Source organism: Nocardiopsis sp. CC223A (assembly GCF_030766825.1).
Classification (GTDB): Bacteria; Actinomycetota; Actinomycetes; order Streptosporangiales; family Streptosporangiaceae; genus Nocardiopsis.
Genome location: NZ_JASFDV010000088.1, coordinates 1 through 21208 on the forward strand (window position 1 = coordinate 1; position 21208 = coordinate 21208).

The window sequence follows — 21208 nt, forward strand, 5'->3', positions numbered from 1 at the left end:
GGGCCCAGGGTATCGGCGTAGCGCACCCGCACCCACGGCTCGGCCGCGCGCGCCCGCTCCAGTACCTTCGGCAGATCCACCTTGCTGTGGTAGGCCGCCGTCAGCAGCGCGGGCAGCACCACGACCTCGCCCGCCCCCTCGGCGGCCAGCGCCGCGAGGGCGTCCTGTGCCGACGGCGCCGTGTGGTCCAGGTAGGACACCCGCACGTCGGCCCCCGGCCGCAGCGCCCGCACCCGCGCGAACAGCGCCTCCACGGCCGCCGCCGACCGCGGGTCGCGGCTGCCGTGCGCCACCGCCAGCAGTGGCACACCCGACCCCGCCGGGCGCCGCCCCGGTGCCCGGCGCCGCGTCTCGCTCATCCCCGCCGCCTTCCCGGGATCACAGGTGGATCCCGCACTCGGTCTTGCCACTGCCCGCCCACCGGCCGCTGCGCGGGTCCTCGCCCGGCGCCACCCTGCGAGTGCACGGCTCGCAGCCGATGGAGGGGTACCCGTCGTACTGGAGCGGGTTGATGATCACCCCGTTCTCCTCGATGTAGGCGTCCACCTCCTCCTGGGTCCACCGGGCGATCGGGTTGACCTTGGTCATCAGCTTGCGCCGGTCCCACTGCACGATCGGGGTGTCGCGCCGGGTCACCGAGTCGGCCCGGCGCAGCCCGGTCAGCCACGCGCTGTAGGGCTCCAACGCCCTCTTCAGCGGCTCCACCTTGCGCAGGTGGCAGCAGATGCCCGGGTCGCGCCCGTGCAGCCGCGGGCCCAGCGCCAGGTCCTGCTCGGCCACGGTCCGGGTCGGCTCGACGTTGACCAGGGTGATGTCGTAGATCGAGGCCACGGCGTCACGGGTGCCGATGGTCTCGGGGAAGTGGTAACCGGTGTCCAAGAAGATCACGTCGATGCCGGGGACCGCTTTGGACGCCAGGTCGACCATGAGGGCGTCGGCCATGGACGAGGTCATGCACAGGCCGTCGCCGAACGTCTCGGCGGCCCACGCGATGATCTCCTGGGCGGTGGCCTCCTCCAGCTCGCGCGATGCGCGCTCGGCGAGCTCGGGACCGCCCACGGGGGTGATGGTGGCGTTCATTCCTACCCTTCCGTCGGTCTGGCAGGTGCGCCGCCCAGCGAGGCGGACCGCAGGCCCATGTACTTGACGCGGAACACCCGGGCGCAGGACAGGCAGGCCCACGGGTAGCCCTCGCCCTTGACGGGGGCGCCCTCCTCGGGCACCAGGTCCTCGTCCCCGCAGTAGGGGCAGTAGTAGGGTGCGGCCCTCTCGGACACGGCGCACCTCCTCGAATCGGGGATGTCGCGGATGGTGGTGTGGGGCGGGCCGGACACGTACACGCCCGGCCCGCCCGGGGCTGTTCGAGCCCGGACTACTTGAGGTCGTCGTCGGCGGCCCGGCCCACCCAGGCCGCGAACGACTCCCCGTCCTTCCTCTGGTCCTGGAACCGGCGCAGCACCCGCTCGACGTAGTCGGGCAGCTCGTCGGCGGTGGACTTGAGCCCGCGGACCTTCTTGCCGAAGGCCGCGTCCAGGCCCATACCGCCGCCCAGGTGGATCTGGTAGCCCTCCACCTGCTCGCCGCGGTCGTTCATCACCAGCTGGCCCTTGAGGCCGATGTCGGCCACCTGGATGCGCGCGCACGAGTTCGGGCACCCGTTGACGTTGATGGTCAGCGGCTCGGTGAAGTCGGGCAGCCGCTTCTCCAGTTCGTCGATGAGGGTCGCCGCCCGGCCCTTGGTCTCCACGATCGCCAGCTTGCAGAACTCGATGCCGGTGCAGGCCATCGTCTGACGGCGGAACGTGCTGGGCCGCACCTGGAAGTCCTCGGCCTCCAGGGCCGCGGTGATCGACTCGACCCGGTCCTCCTCGATGTCGAGGATGACGAGCTTCTGGTCGGCGGTCGTGCGGATGCGGTCGGAGCCGTGCGCCTCCGCGATGTCGGCGATCCGGTCCAGGGAGGTGCCCGAGACCCGGCCCACCTTGGGCGCGAACCCCACGTAGAACCTTCCGTCGCGCTGGCGGTGCACGCCCACGTGGTCGCGGCGCAGGCCCTGGTCCAGCACCGGGGCCGGGCCGTCGGGCAGCGCGTACCCCAGGTACTTCTCCTCCAGCACCTGGCGGAACTTCTCCGCGCCCCAGTCCTTGATGAGGAACTTGATGCGGGCGCGGGTGCGCAGCCGCCGGTACCCGTAGTCGCGGAAGATCGCGCAGACCCCCGCCCACACCTCGCTCACCCGGTCCGGGCGCACGAACGTGCCCAGCCGCTGGGCGAACATCGGGTTGGTGGACAGCCCGCCGCCGACGAACAGGTCGTAGCCCGCCTCGCCGGCCTCGTTGCGCACGCCCACGAAAGCGATGTCGTTGATCTCGTGGTTGGTGCAGTACACCGAGCAGCCCGAGATGGACGACTTGAACTTGCGCGGCAGGTTGGAGTACAGCGGGCTGCCGATGTGGTCCTCGTAGACCTGGAAGACCTCGGGGGTGGCGTCCAGCACCTCGTCCTCGGCCACCCCGGCCAGCGGACAGCCCAGGATGACACGGGGGGTGTCACCGCAGGCCTCGGTGGTGGACAGGCCCACCGACTCCAGCCGGTCCCAGATCTCCGGCACGTCCTCGACCCGGATCCAGTGGTACTGGACGTTCTGCCGGTCGGTGATGTCGGCGGTGTCGCGGCCGAAGTCGCGGGAGATCCCCGCGACGGCGCGCAGCTGGGCCACCGACAGCTGGCCGCCGTCGATGCGCACCCGCAGCATGAAGTAGCGGTCGTCCAGCTCCTCCGGCTCCAGGATCGCGGTCTTGCCGCCGTCGATGCCGGGGGCGCGCTGGGTGTACAGGCCGAACCACCGGAAACGGCCGCGCAGATCGGCGGGGTCGATCGAGTCGAAACCCCGCTTGGAGTAGATGTTGATGATCCGATCGCGGACGTGGAGTCCGTCGTCGTTCTTCTTGTTCTCCTCGTTCTTGTTCAGCGGCTCGCGGTAGCCGAGGGCCCATTGGCCCTCGCCGCGGCGGCGACGCGGCTTGGCCGCCGTCGTCGTCCGACCGTTCTGCGCGGAAGAGGGAGGCATCGCGGGTGTCTCCGATGGGGTCACGGGGTCCGTGCGACCCCGGCGCCCGCACCGCTGTCACCCGTCGGCACCGCACGTCGTCGTGCAGGTGCCACGGGTGGGAATCCGCGTGTGTGGGATGCGAAGAAAGAGGGGAGAGCGCCGGTGCCGCGCGCACCCCTGGGGTGCGTCAAAAAGGCGGCGAGATTAACCGACGCTGCAACAGATGGCACTGCGGACCCGAAGGTAGTCCACGTGGCGACGCACGCAGAGCATGGGGTCCAGGGCAGCGATCATGCAATGAGAATGTCATGTGCGCGCGGGCTTTGTCCAGGAGAGGCCGCAGGGCCGCGGAGTGAGTCACGTCACTCGGCGCGGCGCGGTGTCGCCCGGCACCGCACCGTCCGGCACCGCGCCGCGGGCCACCCGCCGAACGTTCCGCGGTCCTGGGGGTCGTTCCCGTAGCGCTAACGTTCTCCCCGTGGTGGGTTTCTGGGAGGGGCTGTGGCGGATCACCGACGCCTGGCTGAGGCGCCGCCCCGTGCTGCGCGGCGGTCTGCTGCTCGTGCTGCGCACCGTCCGCGCCTTCTCGCGTGACCGGGTCATCGGCCTGGCCGCCGAATCCGCCTTCTTCACCCTGATCTCGCTGCCCGCGCTGCTGCTGGGGTTGCTGGGCGCACTGGTGCCGCTGGCAGCGGTGCTGGGGGAGAGCACGGTGGAGGAGATCCGCGAGCTCATCCTGGACAGCACCGCCCAGATCCTCACCCCCGACACGGTCGACACCATGGTGGCGCCGTTGGTGGACGACCTCCTCCAGGGCGTCCAGGGCGGGGTGCTGTCGGTGACCTTCCTGGTGTCGCTGTGGTCGGGGTCGCGGGCGATGAACGTGTTCATCCGCTCCATCACCATCTCCTACGGCTTGGAGGAGCTGCGCGGCTGGCCCGCCCAGCGGGCGCTCGCCTTCGTGGCCTACCTGGGCGGGCTGGCGTTCGCCCTGCTGGTACTGCCGATCCTGGTGGCCGGCCCCGACCTGATCCACAAGCTGCTGCCGATCACGGTGGGGCGGCTCAACCTGCTGTACTGGCCGACCGTCGCGGTACTGGCCACGGCCGCCGTCACGCTGCTGTACGCCCTGAGCATCCCGGTGCGCACCCCGCTGTGGCGGCACCTGCCGGGGGCGCTGCTGGCGACGACGGTCCTCATCGCCGGTTCCATCGGGCTGCGCGTCTACCTGGACGCCTCGCTGGGGCAGGTGAACCTCTACGGTTCGCTGGCCGCGCCGATCGCGATCCTGGCCTGGCTGTTCGTGATGGCGATCGCGGTGCTGGTGGGGTCCTCGTTCAACGCCGAGATCGACGCCATGTGGCCGACGGTGCGCACCGCCGCGGCCCGCGCCGAGATCGCCAACCGCCGCTACGAGCGCGCCGACCGCCTGGTCCGCCGCCGCGAGCAGGCGGTCATCGACACCATCATCGAGAACAACGACCGCTGACCGGAACCGGTCACCGTGTACGCCGTACACCCGAATGCGACGACACGTCGGTATCTTCGTGGTGCCTCCGGTGGGCGGGCCGCGCCCCGATCCGGAAGGTGGCACCCGACCGTGCGACCCCGCGCGGATGCCTCCGGGGCGGGTTCCGGTGGTCTTCCACTCTTCCTTCGCCCACGGCCTGGGGACCGACGGCGGTCCGCCGGTCCGCCGCGCTCCGGCGGCGCCCTCGTCGTCGGGCCGCCGCCCGGCGGGCACATCGCCCGCGTGTAGGTGGACGGTTCCCCACCGTGCACATTTTCGGTCGCACCGGGCGGTATCGTGCACTTCACGGTCGAAACCGGGCCGCTCCCTGGGAGTACCCGGGTACGTGCACCGCCTGGCCCCATACGCGGCGGGGCCCGTGGGGGATACGGGTCCGACGTGAACCATGGGGGGCGGGTGGCCGGATTCGGCCAGTTACGGTGTGAACTCATCGACACATTCGCGTGTCCACATGAACGGGATCCCGGGAGGCCGGTCGGTCGGCCCTCCCGGTGTTCCGAGGACATGCCAGGTCAGGGGAGGGAGAGCGGTAACACCGTTGACCGCACAGCGCGCCGTGTCCGATACCGGTCGCCCGTACCCGGTTGGGCCGGGTCCGTCACGATCAGTATCATCGCGTTCAGCATTGACTTTGTGTACGTCGTCACCGGCGCTCGGTGACCTCCCGGGCCCGGTCCCGCCGTCGTCCCCGATCGACGTTCCCCGTCACCCGCACACGAACAGGTCCACCCTTCCCATGCCTTCGGAGGCACCATGAGCCGGGCGTCCCGTCCGGGGCATCCCCGGCCCACCGCCGTCATCGCCATCGCCCCCGACGAGCGCAGTGCCGAGATCGTCATCGAGGGACAGCGTCAGGTCGTCACCGGCAGCGTTCCCAAGGAGACCCGACGCGCGGCGCTGGACGTCGCGACCGGCTACGCCGCCAGGATCGGCCAGCCGGTGCTCATCGACGCCCGTGACAGCAACGGATACTGGAACCTGGTCGCCACCCCCGACGGCGTCGTGCAGGCCGCCGACCGGCTCCCGCCGGTGGCCGGGCCCGTTCCCGCCGCGGTCCGCCCCCCGGTGCCCGCCGAGCGGCCCGGACGCGGCAGGCGGGTCCTGGTCATCGCGGGCGCGGCGGTGCTCGCCGTGGCCCTCCTGGGCGGTGCCGGTGTCGCCGCCTGGAACCTGATCCCGGGCGACGAACCCGCCGCGCAGACCACCACGACCGAGGCACAGGCCCTGGACCACCCGGCCCCACCCGGTTACGCGGACACCGTGGAGTTCTCCGAGGCGCTCGCCCCGGGCAGCCAGCCCGGTGTCTCCCGCGACGGTGAGCTCATGGCCTTCATGAGCCCTGATGAGCGGCTCACCCTGTTCGACGCCGCAGGCGAGCGTCTGTGGTCGGTCACCCTCCCGGACGCCTCCACCGAGTTCCTGGGCCCGCCCCGGTTCGTCGACTACGACGGCGAGCGGGCGGTGGCCATGGAGACCACCGGGACACTGTGGTTCTGGCCGGTCGCCGGCGGGGACCACACCAGCATCACTCTGCCGGAGGACGCCTCCACCCAGTACGTGGGCTCCTCCGCGCTGGTCCGCAGCGACGATGACGCCTTCGTCCCGACCGGCGGCGAGCTGGAGCCGGTCGAGGTCCCCGGCGGGGCGGCGCCGATGCTGGCCGAGGACACCGAGGTGTTGACGGCGATCCGCAACGGCCCCTGGACCTGGGTCGACACCGAGGGTGAGACCGCCGAGGTCACCGCGCGGCGTCCGGAGAACGCCGGCGACATGGGAGCCGTGGTCACGGCGCTGCGCGAGTACGTGATCATCCGCTGGGAGCCGCTGCGCGGCGAGGGGGCCGTGCTGGCCTTCCACGACAGCCGCGACGGCTCCGTCATCGGTGCGGCCGAGATCGACCCGGCCGACCTGGAGGGCGTGCGGCACCGCTCGGGTCCCATCGGTACCGAGGTCGTCTCCTACGGCCCGGTCGTGATGGACCCCGAGAGCGGTGACGCCGCGGTCGTCCCCGGGTTCGAACCGCAGATGGCGGTGGGTGCCACCGTGTTCGGCCAGCTCGACGGGGCCCCGGCGGCGGTGGACGCCGCCGGTGAGGTCCGCGAGGTGGACCCGGCGGCGGCCCAGCCGGTCGGTCTGCTCGGCGGCGACGCCATCGTGGTCCACGAGGACCACCTCTATGCCATCCCCTCTCAGTAGCAACCCCCGATAAAAGAAGAAAGGAGTGGGATGTCCCCCAAGAAGCGGGCACTGACCGTGACTGCGGCCGGTCTCTTCATGGCCGGGTTCTCCGTTGGCCCGGCGTACGCCGAGACCACGGACACGACCACCCCCGAAGCCGGCTCCGGCACGGTCGAGGAGACCACCGAATCACAGAGCCTTCCTCAGGACTCGGTCGTCAAGCCTCTCTTCGAGGCTGAGAACGCCCCCGAAGCATCGAACTCTGACGACACTGGTGGCGACACTGGTGGCGACACGGGTGAGGATCCGGGAGACGACACCGGTGGCGACGGCGGTGGAGACACCGGCGGCGGTGACGGTGGTGGCGACACGGGTGAGGATCCGGGAGACGACACCGGTGGCGACGGCGGTGGAGACACCGGCGGCGGCGATGGTGATGGCGACGGCGGTGGAGACACCGGCGGCGGCGATGGTGATGGCGACGGCGGTGGAGACACCGGCGGCGGCGATGGTGATGGCGACGGCGGTGGAGACACCGGCGGCGGTGACGGTGATGGCGACGGCGGTGGAGACACCGGCGGCGGTGACGGTGATGGCGACGGCGGTGGAGACACCGGCGGCGGTGACGGTGATGGCGACGGCGGTGGAGACACCGGCGGCGGTGACGGTGGCGGCGACGGCGGTGGAGACACCGGCGGCGGTGACGGTGGCGGCGACGGCGGTGGGAACACCGGCGGCGGCGACGGCGGTACCGGCGGCGACCCCGGTGACGAGAGCCAGGCTCCCGGTACCAGCACCCCTGGCAGCACCTCCCCGGTGACCGCCGGCACCACCGGTTCCGACGGCCCCACCCCCACCCTGCCGACCACCGGTGTCGACATGGAGGGCTTCGTCCTCGGCGGTGCCATCGTCACGGGGATCGGCGCCATCGCCCTCTGGGCGGGCGCGCGTCGTCCCTCCGCGGTAGTGGTGCGGTAACACGGCGGAGCGGCACATTCCGTCGGCCGTCGCCCTCTGAGGGCGCGGACCACGTGCACGGGCCCCCGGACGCTTCGGCGTCCGGGGGCCCGCATCGTTCCCGCGCCCCGCTCAGGCGCGCGGGCGCAGCACCGGGGCGAGCAGGAACGCGCACACCCCGGCCGCCGCGATCGCCCACAGCGCGGTCCCCAGCGCCGTCGCGTCCGCGATCAGGCCCACCACCGGCGGGAACGCCAGGAAGCCCGCACGGCCCAGCCACCCGACGACGGTCACCCCGTCTCCGGTGCGCACCCCGGGCACGTTCCCGGCGGCCGCCAGGGTGAGCGGGAACAGTGTGGACACGCCCAGGCCCATCACCCCGAACCCGATGATCGTCGTCGCCTGGTGCGGCAGCGCCAGCGCCAGCGCCACCCCGCCCGCCGCCAACAGGCCGCAGGCCCGGCCCACGGTCGCGGCACCGAACCGGTCGGTGACCCGGTCGCCCAGCAGCCGGCCCACCACCATCATCGCCTGGCAGGCCACGAACGGCATCGCCGCCAGGAACAGCGAGGCGTCCAGTTCGTCGGCCATGTACACCGCGCCCCAGGATGCCGCGGCGTCCTCGATGCCCCCGGCCAGCATCAGCAGCACGCCCAGCGCCACGAGCAGCAGCACCGCACGCCCGGGCATACGCGGACGCCGCCCGTCCGGCTCCCCGGCGCCGTCGGCGCGTTCGCTGTCCTCGGGGCCGGGCAGCAGCATCCGGCTCACCGTCAGGTTCACCGCCACCAGCACCAGCGCCGTGCCGCCCAGGTGCCACAGGATCGGCACCCCGGCGCCCGCCATGACCGCGCCGAGCAGGCCGCCGGAGACCGCGGCCAGGCTCCACACCGCGTGGAAGGTGTTGATGATGGTCCGCCCGTACCGGCGCTGCACCCGCAGCCCGTGCGAGTTCTGCGCCGAGTCCGTCCAGGCGTCGGCGCAGCCCATGACGAACAGGGCCCCCGCCAGCGCCCACCAGTTCTGCGCCAGCGCGATGAGCGGAAGCGCTCCCAGTGACAACAGGCTGGTCCCCACCGCGGTGGGCCCGCTGCCGAACCGGTGGATCAGCGGCCCGGCGAGCATCCCGGTCAGGATCGCCCCGGTCGGCATCGCCGCGATCGCCAGCCCCAGCTCGGCGTTGCCCAGCCCCAGCCCCGCCTTGATCGCCGGGAGCCAGGGGACCGCGTTGGTGTACGTGAAACCGTTGACGAAGAAGAGGGTGGAGACCGCGGCCCGGGCCCGGCGGGCCTGCCGGGGCGGAGCGGTGGTCCTCGGGCTGTTCATGCGACTCCCACGGGTGGCCGTTCGATGCCTGCGGATGCTATCGGCCCCGTTCCGGGTGCGGCCACGCGATTTCCGGCCCCGTGATCGCCCGCCCGGCGGACTTGCCATCCGCCCTCGTCCCGATTTACATAGGACTCTGCTCCGTAACCGGCAGAGCACTCCGACGACCACCGACGACCGCCCACGACCGCACCCGGTCGCCACCCCTCCGGTCCCCGCCCCCAGCGACCCGCTCACGCGCAAGGGCACGGGCCCCCGACGCCGACTCCCTCACCCCGGCCGCCGTCCCCGCGGTGCCCGGGCGGAACCGGAAGAGCCCATGATCAACACGAGCGCGCTGCGAGACAAGCCCACACTCACCGGAAAGCACGTGCGCCTGGTGCCGTTGGGCCCGGAGCACACGGACGCCTACTTCGCGGCGGGACTCGACGAGGAGATCCGCAGACTCACCGGGACCCACCACCACCTCACCTACGAAGAGGCCAGGGAGTGGTGCCGCGGCCGCCTGCGGTGCCCGGACCGGCTGGACCTGGCCATCACCGCCCCGCACGACGGCCGCTACCTCGGCGAGCTGTCGCTGTACTCGGTGGCCCCGGAGAACGAGAGCGCCGGGTACCGCATCGCCCTGTCCGCGCTGGAGTTCACCGGGCAGGGCCTGGGCCGGGAGGCCACCCGGATGGTGCTGGAGTACGCCTTCGAACACGTGGGCCTGCACCGGGTGTGGCTGTACGTCTACACCTTCAACATGCGTGCCATCGCCGTGTACCGCTCCTGCGGCTTCTCCGTCGAGGGACGGCTGCGCGACTCGCTGCTGTGGGAGGGGCGCCGCCACGACGCCCTGCTCATGGCGGTGCTCAGGAACGGGTTCCGCAGCTCCTGACCCGGTGGGTTTTGACCGTGGCCGGGGTTGCAACCTCCGGCTCCCGGGGTATGTCCGGTACCACTTTTCATCGGCTCCTTCGACACGGCGAGAGGAGCGGCGCCCGAGCCCGGCGCCGGTGAGGCACATGAATCCGGTACCCGTTTCCCTGCCGTTCACCGACCGCTCCGAGGCGGGCCGCCGCCTGGCGGAGCGGGTCCGACCGTACGCTGTCTCGGACCCCCTGGTCCTGGCCCTGCCCCGGGGCGGTGTCCCGGTCGGCGCGGAGCTGGCCCGCCGCCTCGACGCCGATTTCGACGTTCTGGTCGTCCGCAAGATCGGTCTGCCGGGCCGCCCGGAACTGGGGGTCGGTGCGATCGCCGAGGACGGGCGCGTCCTCTTCGACGACCAGGCGCTGGCCCGGATGCGGGTGCCCCGCCAGGCCCTGGCCGGGACGGTCGACGCCGAACGCGCCGAACTCGACCGGCGCCGCCGGGTCTACCGGGGGGACCGCCCGCCCCCGAACATCGCCGGGCGCGACTGCGTGGTCGTCGACGACGGGGTGGCCACCGGCGGCACCGCCCGCGCCGCCCTGCGCATGGTGCGCCAGGCCGGCCCGGCCCAGCTGGTGCTGGCCGTCCCGGTCGCCTCCAGGGAGGCGATCGCGATGCTCAAGGAGGAGGCCGACGCCGTTGTGGTGCTCGGTGTCCCGGACAACTTCCGCGCGGTGGGGGAGTGGTACCGCGACTTCGACCAGCTCTCCGACGGCCACGTCACCGCCATCATGTCGGAGGTGGGGCGCAGCCACAGCCGGCCGGGCACGGCCCGGGGCGTGCGGGTGCGCGCGGGCGACGTCTACCTGGACGGCGACCTCACCCTCCCGGCGGTCCTGCGCGGCGCGGTGGTGCTGTCGTTCGGGGAGGCGCGCGGCGATCCGCGCTGGCGGGCGATCGCCTCGGTGCTCCAGCGGGCGGGGTACGCGACGCTCATGCTCGACCTGCTGGTGGGGGAGGAGCGTTCCTCGGTGGGCGGCGGTGCCGCGACGGAGGTGCTGGGCGAGCGGCTGAGCGCGGCCGTCACCTGGCTGCGCCGCGCCACCGACGCCGCCAGTGAGCCGGTGGGGGTGCTGGGTTCGGGGGCGGCGGCCCCGGCCGCGCTGGTGACGGCCGCGCAGCGGCCGGGCGACGTGGCCGCGGTGGTGGTGCACGGCGGCCGGATCGACCTCGCCGAACCCACCCTGCCCGACGTGCGGGCACCGGTCCTGGTGCTGCTGGAGAGCCGCGACTCGTTCGTGCGCGAACTGGGGGAGTGGGCCCGGGGCCGGATGGGCGGGCCCACCGACCTCAAGGTGATGTCGGGCGCCGAGCAACTGCTCCGGGGCGCCCAGGAATGGCGGCAGGTGGCGGTGGAGACCCAGGACTGGTTCGACCGGTATCTTCCGCGCCGCGGGGATTGAGGGCCCGGATCCGAGAACGAAGAACCCGCGCCACCACCGACTGTGTGTCGGGGTGACGCGGGTTTCGCACGGGGCCGGGGCCGCCGAGGAGGAAGATCGACCGGATCGCGGGTGCGCGATTGCCCGAGGAATCAGGCGGCGTTGGCGCGACGCATACGACGACGACGCTCAGAGGCGCGCTCGTCCTCGTTCAGGCCGCCCCAGGTGCCGTACTTCTCCGGACGCGAGATCGCATAGTCCAGGCAGTCGGTTCGAACCGGGCAGGCCGCACAGATCTCCTTGGCCTTGCGCTCGCGGATCTCCCGCTCCGGCTGGCGCTCGCCATCCGGGCCGAAGAAGAGCACAAGGTCCTCGCCCCGGCACGCGGCGGCATCCTGCCACCCCCAGCTCGGGCGGGGGCGCAGCGCGGCCTGCCGACGTACCTGAGACATGCTTGAACCACCTCTACTGAAATCACTAGTAAGCTGTCGGAAAAAGCTTCAGTCACCTAAAAGTCGGTCATGCGGCGTGAGCGACCCCGCACGACGCAAACGCCGAACGGTGCAGGCGATGTTCCCCGGTGTGGCTGAGACCACGAGAAGCACGCGAACCATGCGGCGGTGATCGCCGACTGCGGGTGTGTTCTCACGCGAACGGCTCTCGGAGGCGGTGACGGCCATCCGTCCGAGCCGGTACGTAATCATGCCATCCCCACTCCCGATCGTGCACGGGGGGTGGGGAAATTACTCGCCCAACCGTTACCGAAAACCGATGCCTAGGGGCGGGTCTCCGGTCGTTTGCCCGAGTTCGTCACTTATCGCAAGAACGAGTGCCTTGCGAAGGACACAGCACATCGTATGGGGCGATGTCGCTCCTGCCTAGGGGCTCCCCCTGATGCGCCGATCACATTGCGGACACGACACGTCACCGAGATTGGGTGCGGCCGTATGTCCTCACCCTCAGTCGCCGCCGACGGGGTGACGACCGGCGGGCACCGCCCGTCGGGCCGTCCGTGAGCGGACGGTCGGCGGCCGCGGGCCACCCGCTGAGGGCGGCGGGCGGTGGCGGGTGACGACGGCCGGCGGTGGGCGAGGGGCGTGCGGCGGCGGTCGACGGACGGACCCTTAGGGGAAGGACCAGGGGCGCGCAGGCGGAACGGGTCGTGGTGTCCGGGCGTCTCAAGCGATAGAAAACGAAGGACGCTCCCGGCACCGGGACGCCTTCCCGCACCACCACCAAGGAGTTTCGAGTCGCCGTGGCCCTCCTGCGGTTCATCCTCAACGTCATCTGGCTCTTCGTCGCGGGCTTCTGGCTCGCGCTGGGCTACGCCTTCGCCGGGATCATCTGCTTCGTCCTCATCGTGACGATCCCCTTCGGCGTCGCCTCCTTCCGGATGGCCGGGTACGCCCTGTGGCCCTTCGGTCGCGAACTCGTGCGCAAGCCCGGTGCGGGCGCGGGCAGCACCGTCCTCAACGTCATCTGGTTGATCGTCGCCGGCTGGTGGCTCACCCTGGGGCACATCGCCACCGCGATCGGCCTGGCGATCACCGTCATCGGCATCCCCATGGCCTGGGCGTCGCTCAAGATGATCCCGGTCGCGCTGGCACCCTTCGGCAACGAGGTCGTCGAGAGCGGCCGCCCCCGGGAACCCTGGCAGCTCTGACACCGTTCTCACGCCGACGGGTGCGAACCCCTCGTCCCCCGGACACGTCACCATCAACAGAACCCCCGTGCACCCCTCCACAGCGGACGGGGGCATCCGCAGCAGTGAAGAATGGAGTCGATGTGCAAGCCCAACGGCCGGGAGTCTGGGCGCTCCTGAACAAGTGGCTCGCCGCGCGCAGGGCCAACGAGGAGCGCCGCGCCAGGCTGGAGGCCGAGGAGCACGAGATCGCCGAGGCCCGGCGCCGGGCCGAGGAGGCGGCGCAGGCCGAGGTCGCCGCCCCGCCCGATCTGCTGCGCAGGGTCAGCGACGTCGCCTGGCGGATGCTGCTCATCGGATTCGTCGCCGGCCTGCTGATCTACGCGTTGGTGTACCTGTCGGTGGTCACCCTGCCGCTGATCCTGGCGGTCTTCATCACCGCGCTGCTGATGCCGCTGGCCAACTGGCTGCGCCGCAAGGGGCTGGGCCGGGGGCTCTCCACCACGATCTCCATGGTGGTGGCGCTCATCGTCTTCGGCGGCGTCCTGACGATGATCATCATGCCGGCGGTCCAGGGCTCGGACGCCCTGGTCTCCAGCGTCACCGAGGGCCTGGAGGAGATCCAGAACCTCCAGCTGCCGTTCGGGCTGAGCCCGGAGATGTTCGAGCTCGACGACATGATCGCCGACGCCACCAGGCAGATCACCACCATGATCGAGGAGAACAGCAGCCAGCTCATCAGCGGCGCGTGGACCGCGGGTGCCGCGGTCGTCTCGATCCTGGTCGGCATCGTCCTGATCATCGCGCTGACCGTGTACTTCGTGCACTCCGGCGACCTGCTCATGGACTGGCTGCTCACCCTGCTCCCGCCGGGGTCGCGCGCCGGTCTGCACCACGCCGGCCACGTCGCCTACAAGGTGATGGGCAACTACGTGCGCGGTGTGGCGGCGGTCGGCGCCATCGACGCCATCGGCATCGGCCTCCTCCTGGTGTTCATCCTCGACCCCAGCCTGGCGGTCCCGCTGATCGTGCTCACCTTCATCGGCGCGTTCCTGCCGATCATCGGTGCGTTCCTCAGCGGCCTGATCGCCGTCCTGGTGACGTTCGTGACCGTGGACTGGGTCATGGCCCTGGTCGTGCTCGGCTGGGTGATCCTCATCCAGCAGTTGGAGAGCAACGTCTTCGCACCGCGCATCTACGGGCAGGCGCTGGAACTGCCCTCGCCGATCGTGCTCATCGCGATCTCCATCGGCGCCGTCCTGGGGAACATCCCCGGCATGTTCCTGGCCACCCCGGTGGCCGCGGTGCTCGCCGCCCTGCTGCGCGACCGGCCGCCGGCCGCGCCGGAGGAGCAGGAGGAGGCCGAGCCCGACGACCCCGGCTCCGCACCGGCGGAGAAGGCCAGGAAGAAGCAGGCGGTCATGGCCACGACGCCCTCCCCGGGGGAGTCCGCCGCCAAGACCGCGGCCAAGCCCGGCAGGGGGGACAAGAAGGAGGACCGTCCGGAGGACCCGCCCTCCGACGGCTGACCCCGTCCCCCGGGAATGTCCGGCGTCCCCGTTCCTGTTCGACAGGACGGGGACGCCGTCGTCCGACCCGGGGGAAAACCCTTGGCGGCGCCCCCGAGCGCTGCCGTTAGGCTGGATCGGTCGGCCCCGCGCCACCGCCCCCCCGTCCGCCCGCATCGCCGCCGGACCGGCGCGCACGGCCGCCCGAACCGTCTCCACCTCGTAGGAAGCCCCATCATGCTGATCGCCACCGACCTCGAACTGCGCGTCGGTCCTCGCCTCCTGTTGGAGCCGACCACCTTCCGCGTCGCCGCCGGTGACCGCATCGGGCTGGTGGGGCGCAACGGCGCGGGCAAGACCACGATGACCAAGGTGCTGGCGGGCGAGGGCCTGCCCACCGGCGGCACGGTCACCTCCTCCGGGAGCATCGGCTACCTGCCCCAGGATCCGCGCACCGGCGACCTCGAAGTGCTGGCCCGCGACCGCATCCTGTCGGCCCGCGGCATCGACGAGGCCCTGCGCGGGCTGCGCGAGGCCGAGAAGAAGATGGCCAGCACCGACACCAAGACCCGCAACAAGGGTGTGCGCGCCTATGCGCGCTGGGAGGAGCGGCTCCACGTGCTGGGCGGCTACGCCGCCGAGTCCGAGGCCGCCGCCATCTCCTCCAGCCTGGGCCTGCCCGACAAGGTGCTGGGCCAGCCGCTGCGCACCCTGTCCGGCGGCCAGCGCCGCCGCATCGAGCTGGCGCGCATCCTGTTCAGCGGGGCCGACACCCTGCTGCTGGACGAGCCCACCAACCACCTGGACGCCGACTCCATCGTCTGGCTGCGCGACTTCCTCAAGTCCCACCAGGGCGGACTCATCGTGATCAGCCACGACGTGGAACTGGTCGACCAGGTGGTGAACAAGGTCTTCTACCTGGACGCCAACCGCAGCGTCATCGACATCTACAACATGGGCTGGAAGCAGTACCTGGCCCAGCGCGAGGCCGACGAGCGCCGTCGCAAGCGGGAACTGGCCAACGCCGAGAAGCAGGCCGACACCCTGCGCAAGCAGGCCGACAGGTTCCGGTCCAAGGCGACCAAGGCGCGCGCCGCCCAGCAGATGCTCAACCGCGCCGACCGCATCATGGGCGGTGTGGCGGGGGTGCGCCAGGCCGACCGCGTCGCCAAGCTGCGCTTCCCCGACCCGGCGCCGAGCGGGCGCACCCCGCTGATGGCGGAGGGGCTGTCCAAGTCCTACGGGTCGCTGGAGATCTTCACCGGTGTGGACCTGGCCATCGACCGGGGCAGCCGGGTCGTCATCCTGGGCCTCAACGGCGCGGGCAAGACGACCCTGCTGCGCCTGTTGGGCGGGATCGAACAGCCCGACTTCGGGCAGGTGGTCCACGGGCACGGGCTCAAACTGGGCTACTACGCACAGGAGCACGAGACCCTGGACGTCGACCGCAGCGTCCTGGAGAACATGATGAGCGCCGCCCCGGACCTGCCGGAGGTCGAGGCACGGCGCACCCTGGGCTCGTTCCTGTTCACCGGGGACGACGTGGACAAGCCCGCCGGGGTGCTCTCCGGCGGGGAGAAGACCCGGCTCGCGCTGGCCACGCTGGTGGTCTCCAGCGCCAACGTGCTGCTGCTGGACGAGCCGACCAACAACCTGGACCCGGCCAGCCGCGAGGAGATCCTGGCGGCGCTGCGCAACTACAAGGGCGCGATCGTGCTGGTCACCCACGACGAGGGTGCGGTGGACGCGCTCCAGCCCGAGCGGGTCATCCTGCTGCCCGACGGGGTCGAGGACGTGTGGAACGCCGAGTTCGAGGACCTCATCGCGCTGGCGTGAGCGCCGACCGGCGAGTGGCCCGGGTGATCCGGGACGAGGGGTGGACGCCCGGGGGACCGGGAGGTTCACCCCCTCTTTTTTCGGCCAGGGTTTGTGGCGTTCCGAAAATGGGGGATCGCTCGGTGCGTCCGGCGTGGCGGGCGTTCAATGTGGCGGTCCGCGATCATGATGTCCCATCATGAGGGTCCCTGACCGTCGACCCCTCCGAGGAGTGAACCTGTGAACGACGCGCTGGGAAAGGGCATCCGGGTGGCCGGTGAGAACCGCTCCGAGCTCGCCGTCGAGCTCAAGCGCCGCTATGACGCGGGCGAGAGCATCCGCCAGTTGGCGGCGGCCACCGGGCGTTCGTACGGTTTCGTGCACCGCCTGCTCGGCGAGGCGGGGGTGGAGCTGCGCGGCCGGGGCGGGGCGACACGCAAGGCCTGAGCCCGACCCTGGGTTACCCATGAGTAATATTCGGGGTGACACGGCACACCCACGGAAGGAACCCCATGGCACAGGCCCCGAACGGCGCCGGTGAGCCCCCCACCGAGGACGAACTCTCCCGGGCCGGACTCAAGCTGAAGGTGGACGGGCACATCGCCCGCATCACCATCAGCCGCCCCGAGCGCCGCAACGCGATGACCGGGCGCACCTGGACGACCCTGGCCCACATCGGCCAGACCCTTCCCGAGGATGTCCGAATCGTCGTGATCGCCGGAGAGGGCGACATCTTCTCCGCCGGGATCGACCTCGACATGTTCACGCCCGAAGGGGTCGAGGGCGAGCGCTCCCTGGTGGCCGGCGTCCTCGACGGCAGCGCCGACGCCGACGACATCGAGGACCACATCGCCGAACTCCAGGCGGGTTTCCTGTGGCTGCGCCGCCCCGACATCGTCAGCGTCGCCGCCGTCCGCGGGCACGCCATCGGCGCCGGGTTCCAGCTGGCCCTGTCCTGTGACATCCGCATCCTCGCCGAGGACGCCAAGTTCACGATGAAGGAGCCCGCCCTGGGGCTGGTCCCCGACCTGACCGGCACCAAGCCGCTGGTCGACATCGTCGGCGTCAACCGCGCCGTCGAGATCTGCCTGACCGCCCGCCGGGTCGAGGCCGCCGAGGCCGGGGAGCTGGGCCTGGCCGAGCTGGTCGTCCCCGTCGAGGAGCTCGACGGCGCCGTCGACGACGTCGTCGCCGCCCTGCTGGCGACCAACCCCGAGGCGGCCGTCGCCACCAAGGCGCTGCTCCAGCAGGCCGCGGGGAACACGCTGGAAGAGCAGGCGCGCGCCGAGCGCCGGGCCCAGGTCGACCGGCTGACCTCCCTGGCCAAGGCCATGGGCGCCGGGTCCTGACCCTTCGCCCCGATGGCGGGGGCGGGAAGGGGAGACCCGGATCACCGGCGAAAAACGCCCGTCCCGTCCCCACATCGGAGCGATCTCTAGTACGCTTCACCAAGCGGTCGTTCGCAATGCCGCGCGCATCAGGGCGCGCCGAGACCGCTCAAGACGCGGATCTCGTACGCCGACCACCTCGGCGCGACTCTTCCCGAAGAGACCAAGCCCCATGTTTCACGTCGGGGCCCACATCCGCGTGTGATCAGGCGCGTTTGTGTGATTTCTTCGCCGGGACCGCGATGGCCGTCCGTGTGGAGCCTTCCTCGAAACGCCGCCAACCGATGAGGAAGGTACACGTCACCTTGACGGACACTGCCGTAGAGCCTGCCTTCGACAGCCTCGGGCTTCCCCAGGACATCGTCGAAGAGCTGGCCAAGAACGGTGTGACCACCCCGTTCCCGATCCAGGCGGCCACGATCCCCGACGCCCTCGAAGGACTCGACGTCCTCGGCTGCGGCCGCACCGGCTCGGGCAAGACCCTGGCCTTCGGCCTGCCGGTCCTGGTCCGCGCCGCCGAGCGCCGGGCCGCCGCCAACCGCCCCCGGGCCCTGATCCTCGTGCCCACCCGCGAACTCGCCCACCAGGTCCGCGACGCACTGCGCACCTACGCCCGCATCGTGGGCGCCCGTGTCGGCGACGTCGTGGGCGGCAGCTCCTACACCCGCCAGATCAACGAGCTGCGCCGCGGCGTCGACGTCCTGGTCGCCACCCCCGGCCGCCTCACCGACCTCATCGAGCAGGGCGCCTGCGACCTGGGCGACGTCGAGGTCTCGGTGCTGGACGAGGCCGACCAGATGTGCGACATGGGCTTCATGCCGCAGGTCAGCGAGCTGCTCGACCAGGTCAAGCCCGAGGGTCAGACCCTGCTGTTCTCCGCCACGCTCGACGGCGACGTCGACAAGCTGGTGCGCAAGTACATGAACGACCCGCGCACCCACTCGGTGGACCCGCCGGTCTCCCAGGTCACCACCATGGAGCACCACCTGCTCAAGGTGCTGCCCCGGGACAAGAACAAGATCATCGCCCAGATCGCCGCGCGCGAGGGCCGCACCATCCTGTTCGTGCGCAGCAAGTACCGCGCCGACACGATCAGCGAGCAGCTGGCCGAGGCCGGCGTCCCCAGCGCCTCCCTGCACGGCGGCAAGACCCAGAGCGTGCGCACCCGCACCCTGGCCAAGTTCCGTGAGGGCCGCATCCAGGCCCTGGTCGCCACCGACGTCGCCGCGCGCGGCATCCACGTCGACGGCATCGACCTGGTCGTCAACATCGACCTGCCCACCGGGCACAAGGACTACCTGCACCGCGGCGGCCGTACGGCCCGCGCCGGTTCCTCCGGCTCCGTGGTGTCCCTGGTGGCGCCCAACCAGCGCCGCATGGCCCGACGCCTGCTCAGCGACGCCGGCGTCGACGCCCAGCAGCACCTGGTGAACCCCGGTGACGAGCTGCTCACCGAGGTGACCGGAGCCCGCGAGCCCTCCTGGGAGCCGTGGATCGAGCCGCCGGAGCCGGTGCGCGAGCGCCGCGGCCGCGGCGGCCCGCGCGGCGGCGGTTACCGCGGTGGCTACCGCGGCGACCGGCGCGAGGGCGGTTTCCGCGGCGGCGACCGCCGTGAGGGCGGTTACCGCGGTGACCGCGAGGGTGGCTTCCGGGGTGACCGCGAGGGCGGTTTCCGCGGCGGCGACCGGCGTGAGGGCGGCTACCGGGGTGACCGCGAGGGTGGCTTCCGGGGTGACCGCGAGGGCGGTTTCCGCGGCGGCGACCGGCGTGAGGGCGGCTACCGGGGTGACCGCGAGGGCGGTTTCCGCGGCGGCGACCGTCCGCGCGGCGAGGGCGGCGGCTACCGCGGCGGCGAGCGCCGGGGCGGCCACCGCGACGACTCCCGCGGCGGCCCGCGCGGCAACCGCCGGAGCGGCGAGCGCTTCGACTCCGCCCGCCAGTACTGAGCGAGGCACCGACACGACCCGGGCCCGGCAGGTGATCCTGCCGGGCCCGGGCCCTTACCGGGGGTAGGGACTCCTCTCGGACACAAGCCGCCGCTCAGTCCAGGGAACGGCCGCGGGTCTCCCGGGACGCCCACACCGCCGTCAGCGTGAGCGCGCCCATCGCCGCCACGTACACCGAGATCGGCAGACTCGTCCCGAACGCGGCCAGCAGGGCCGTCGCGATCAGCGGGGCCACCCCGCCCGCCGCGATCGACGCCATCTGGTAGCCCACCGAAGCGCCCGAGTAGCGCGTCCGCGTGCTGAACAACTCCGAGAAGAACGCCGCCTGCGGGCCGTACATGGCGCCGTGCATCACCAGGCCCACCGTCGCGGCCAGCGTCACCGCCCAGAACGCCCCGGTGTCGATCAGCGGGAAGAACGCGAACGCCCACAGGGCGACCCCGGCCGCGCCGAGCGCCGTCACCGGGCGGCGCCCCACCCGGTCCGACAGGGCGCCCCACAGCGGGATCGTCACCAGGTGGACCGCCGAGGCGATGAGCACCGCGTTCAGCACCAGGCCGTTGGGCATGTCCGCCTGCTGCGTCGCGTAGACCAGGATGAACGCCGTGACGACGTAGTAGGAGACGTTCTCGGCCATCCGCACGCCCATCGCGATGAGCGCCTCGCGCCAGTGGTGGCGCAGCACCCCGATGATGGGCGCCCGCTCCTGCTCGCCCGACTCCTCCGCCCGGGCCCGCGCCTCCTGGAACACCCGGGACTCGGTCACCGCCAGGCGCACCCACAGGCCGATCAGGACCAGCACCCCGGACAGCAGGAACGGGATGCGCCAGCCCCAGTCCAGGAAGGCCTCGTCGGGCAGGGTGACGGCCAGGACCGCCAGCACGGCGGTGGCCAGCAGGTTGCCGCCGGGCGCGCCCGCCTGCGGCCAGGAGGCCCAGAAGCCCCGGTGCTCGGGCTTGCCGTGTTCGGCGACCAGGAGGACCGCGCCGCCCCACTCACCGCCCAGGGCGAACCCCTGGACGACCCGCAGCAGGGTCAGCAGGAGCGGAGCGGCCACGCCGACGGCGGCGTAGGTCGGCAGCAGGCCGATCGCGAAGGTCGCGCCGCCCATCAGCAGCAGGCTCAGCACCAGGAGCTGCTTGCGGCCGATCCGGTCGCCGAAGTGGCCGAAGACCAGCCCGCCCAGCGGGCGGGCGATGAAACCGACCGCGTAGGTGGTGAACGCCAGCATGGTGCCCACCAGCGGATCGGACTCGGGGAAGAAGACGTGGTTGAAGACGAGGGCGGCGGCCGACCCGTAGAGGAAGAAGTCGTACCACTCGATGGTGGTGCCGATCAGGCTGGCGGTCACCACGCGCATGAAGGGGGTGCGCTTCGCGGCGGCGGGGTCTGGGGTGGTCGTGCTCATGTCCGGAACGTTAGAGACGTCGACCGGTAGTGACCATGGTCACATGCGCCATATGTGGCCGCGCCGATATGGGTGATCGCCCCGTGTGGCGCTCACATTAAGGTCCTTTACCGCGGTTCCGCGTGTCCGTATCCGCTCCCGGCCGGGCCGCGGTGGACAGTGG

Annotated in this window: 18 protein-coding genes; 10 read left to right on the forward strand and 8 right to left on the reverse strand. The window is 71.7% G+C overall.

Going from position 1 to position 21208, the window contains the following annotated elements; genetic code table 11:
- The 4 genes from QJS33_RS26100 to QJS33_RS26115 form a co-directional block, all read right to left on the reverse strand.
- Positions 1-359 (reverse strand): CbiX/SirB N-terminal domain-containing protein (locus tag QJS33_RS26100; protein ID WP_306370728.1); only part of this gene is annotated, 359 nt, incomplete at its 3' end.
- A gap of 19 nt (positions 360-378) precedes the next feature.
- Positions 379-1080, reverse strand: coding sequence for a phosphoadenylyl-sulfate reductase (locus tag QJS33_RS26105; protein WP_306370729.1), 702 nt, complete (start codon positions 1078-1080; stop codon positions 379-381).
- 2 nt (positions 1081-1082) lie between these two features.
- Positions 1083-1277, reverse strand: a complete 195-nt coding sequence (locus tag QJS33_RS26110; protein WP_306370730.1) for a hypothetical protein — start codon at positions 1275-1277, stop codon at positions 1083-1085.
- Between the two features lie 95 nt (positions 1278-1372).
- Entirely contained in the window at positions 1373-3070 is a 1698-nt protein-coding gene (locus QJS33_RS26115; RefSeq protein WP_306370731.1) for a nitrite/sulfite reductase, read from the reverse strand.
- Between the two features lie 460 nt (positions 3071-3530).
- Between QJS33_RS26115 and QJS33_RS26120 the strand changes: the two genes are divergently transcribed.
- Positions 3531-4541 (forward strand): YihY/virulence factor BrkB family protein, encoded by a 1011-nt coding sequence (locus tag QJS33_RS26120; RefSeq protein WP_306370732.1) that lies wholly within the window; start codon positions 3531-3533, stop codon positions 4539-4541.
- Positions 4542-5336: 795 nt separating this feature from the next.
- The gene (locus QJS33_RS26125) at positions 5337-6779 is read left to right on the forward strand and encodes a hypothetical protein (RefSeq protein ID WP_306370733.1); all 1443 of its coding nucleotides are present in this window, start codon (positions 5337-5339) and stop codon (positions 6777-6779) included.
- A gap of 171 nt (positions 6780-6950) precedes the next feature.
- On the opposite strand, the gene QJS33_RS26130 is transcribed toward QJS33_RS26125, so the two are convergent.
- Both QJS33_RS26130 and QJS33_RS26135 read right to left on the reverse strand, forming a co-directional pair.
- The gene (locus QJS33_RS26130; RefSeq protein WP_306370734.1) at positions 6951-7742 is read right to left on the reverse strand and encodes a hypothetical protein; all 792 of its coding nucleotides are present in this window, start codon (positions 7740-7742) and stop codon (positions 6951-6953) included.
- A 108-nt stretch (positions 7743-7850) separates the two neighbouring features.
- Complete coding sequence (locus QJS33_RS26135; protein ID WP_306370735.1) at positions 7851-9044, reverse strand: MFS transporter; 1194 nt, start codon at positions 9042-9044, stop codon at positions 7851-7853.
- Between the two features lie 319 nt (positions 9045-9363).
- Between QJS33_RS26135 and QJS33_RS26140 the strand changes: the two genes are divergently transcribed.
- Together QJS33_RS26140 and QJS33_RS26145 are read left to right on the forward strand one after the other, a co-directional pair.
- Positions 9364-9924: a GNAT family N-acetyltransferase gene (locus QJS33_RS26140; protein ID WP_306370736.1), complete on the forward strand. Its 561-nt coding sequence runs from the start codon at positions 9364-9366 to the stop codon at positions 9922-9924.
- 127 nt (positions 9925-10051) lie between these two features.
- A complete protein-coding gene (locus QJS33_RS26145; protein WP_306370737.1) occupies positions 10052-11359 on the forward strand; it encodes a phosphoribosyltransferase family protein in 1308 nt (435 codons plus the stop codon).
- A 131-nt stretch (positions 11360-11490) separates the two neighbouring features.
- Here QJS33_RS26145 and QJS33_RS26150 read toward each other — a convergent pair whose 3' ends face one another.
- The gene (locus QJS33_RS26150) at positions 11491-11790 is read right to left on the reverse strand and encodes a WhiB family transcriptional regulator (protein WP_017588640.1); all 300 of its coding nucleotides are present in this window, start codon (positions 11788-11790) and stop codon (positions 11491-11493) included.
- An 803-nt stretch (positions 11791-12593) separates the two neighbouring features.
- Here QJS33_RS26150 and QJS33_RS26155 point away from each other — a divergent pair.
- The 6 genes from QJS33_RS26155 (at position 12594) to QJS33_RS26180 (ending at position 19637) form a co-directional block, all read left to right on the forward strand.
- Entirely contained in the window at positions 12594-13001 is a 408-nt protein-coding gene (locus QJS33_RS26155; protein WP_306370738.1) for a YccF domain-containing protein, read from the forward strand.
- A 122-nt stretch (positions 13002-13123) separates the two neighbouring features.
- Positions 13124-14509 carry an AI-2E family transporter gene (locus tag QJS33_RS26160; RefSeq protein ID WP_306370739.1) on the forward strand — a complete coding sequence of 462 codons (1386 nt, stop codon included), beginning with the start codon at positions 13124-13126 and terminating at the stop codon, positions 14507-14509.
- A gap of 216 nt (positions 14510-14725) precedes the next feature.
- Positions 14726-16324, forward strand: a complete 1599-nt coding sequence (locus QJS33_RS26165; protein WP_306370740.1) for an ABC-F family ATP-binding cassette domain-containing protein — start codon at positions 14726-14728, stop codon at positions 16322-16324.
- A 219-nt stretch (positions 16325-16543) separates the two neighbouring features.
- A complete protein-coding gene (locus QJS33_RS26170; RefSeq protein ID WP_306370741.1) occupies positions 16544-16750 on the forward strand; it encodes a helix-turn-helix domain-containing protein in 207 nt (68 codons plus the stop codon).
- Between the two features lie 65 nt (positions 16751-16815).
- Positions 16816-17652: an enoyl-CoA hydratase/isomerase family protein gene (locus QJS33_RS26175; protein ID WP_306370742.1), complete on the forward strand. Its 837-nt coding sequence runs from the start codon at positions 16816-16818 to the stop codon at positions 17650-17652.
- 323 nt (positions 17653-17975) lie between these two features.
- Positions 17976-19637 carry a DEAD/DEAH box helicase gene (locus QJS33_RS26180; protein ID WP_372339716.1) on the forward strand — a complete coding sequence of 554 codons (1662 nt, stop codon included), beginning with the start codon at positions 17976-17978 and terminating at the stop codon, positions 19635-19637.
- A gap of 94 nt (positions 19638-19731) precedes the next feature.
- Here QJS33_RS26180 and QJS33_RS26185 read toward each other — a convergent pair whose 3' ends face one another.
- The gene (locus QJS33_RS26185) at positions 19732-21045 is read right to left on the reverse strand and encodes an MFS transporter (RefSeq protein ID WP_306370744.1); all 1314 of its coding nucleotides are present in this window, start codon (positions 21043-21045) and stop codon (positions 19732-19734) included.
- Between the last annotated feature and the right edge of the window lie 163 nt (positions 21046-21208).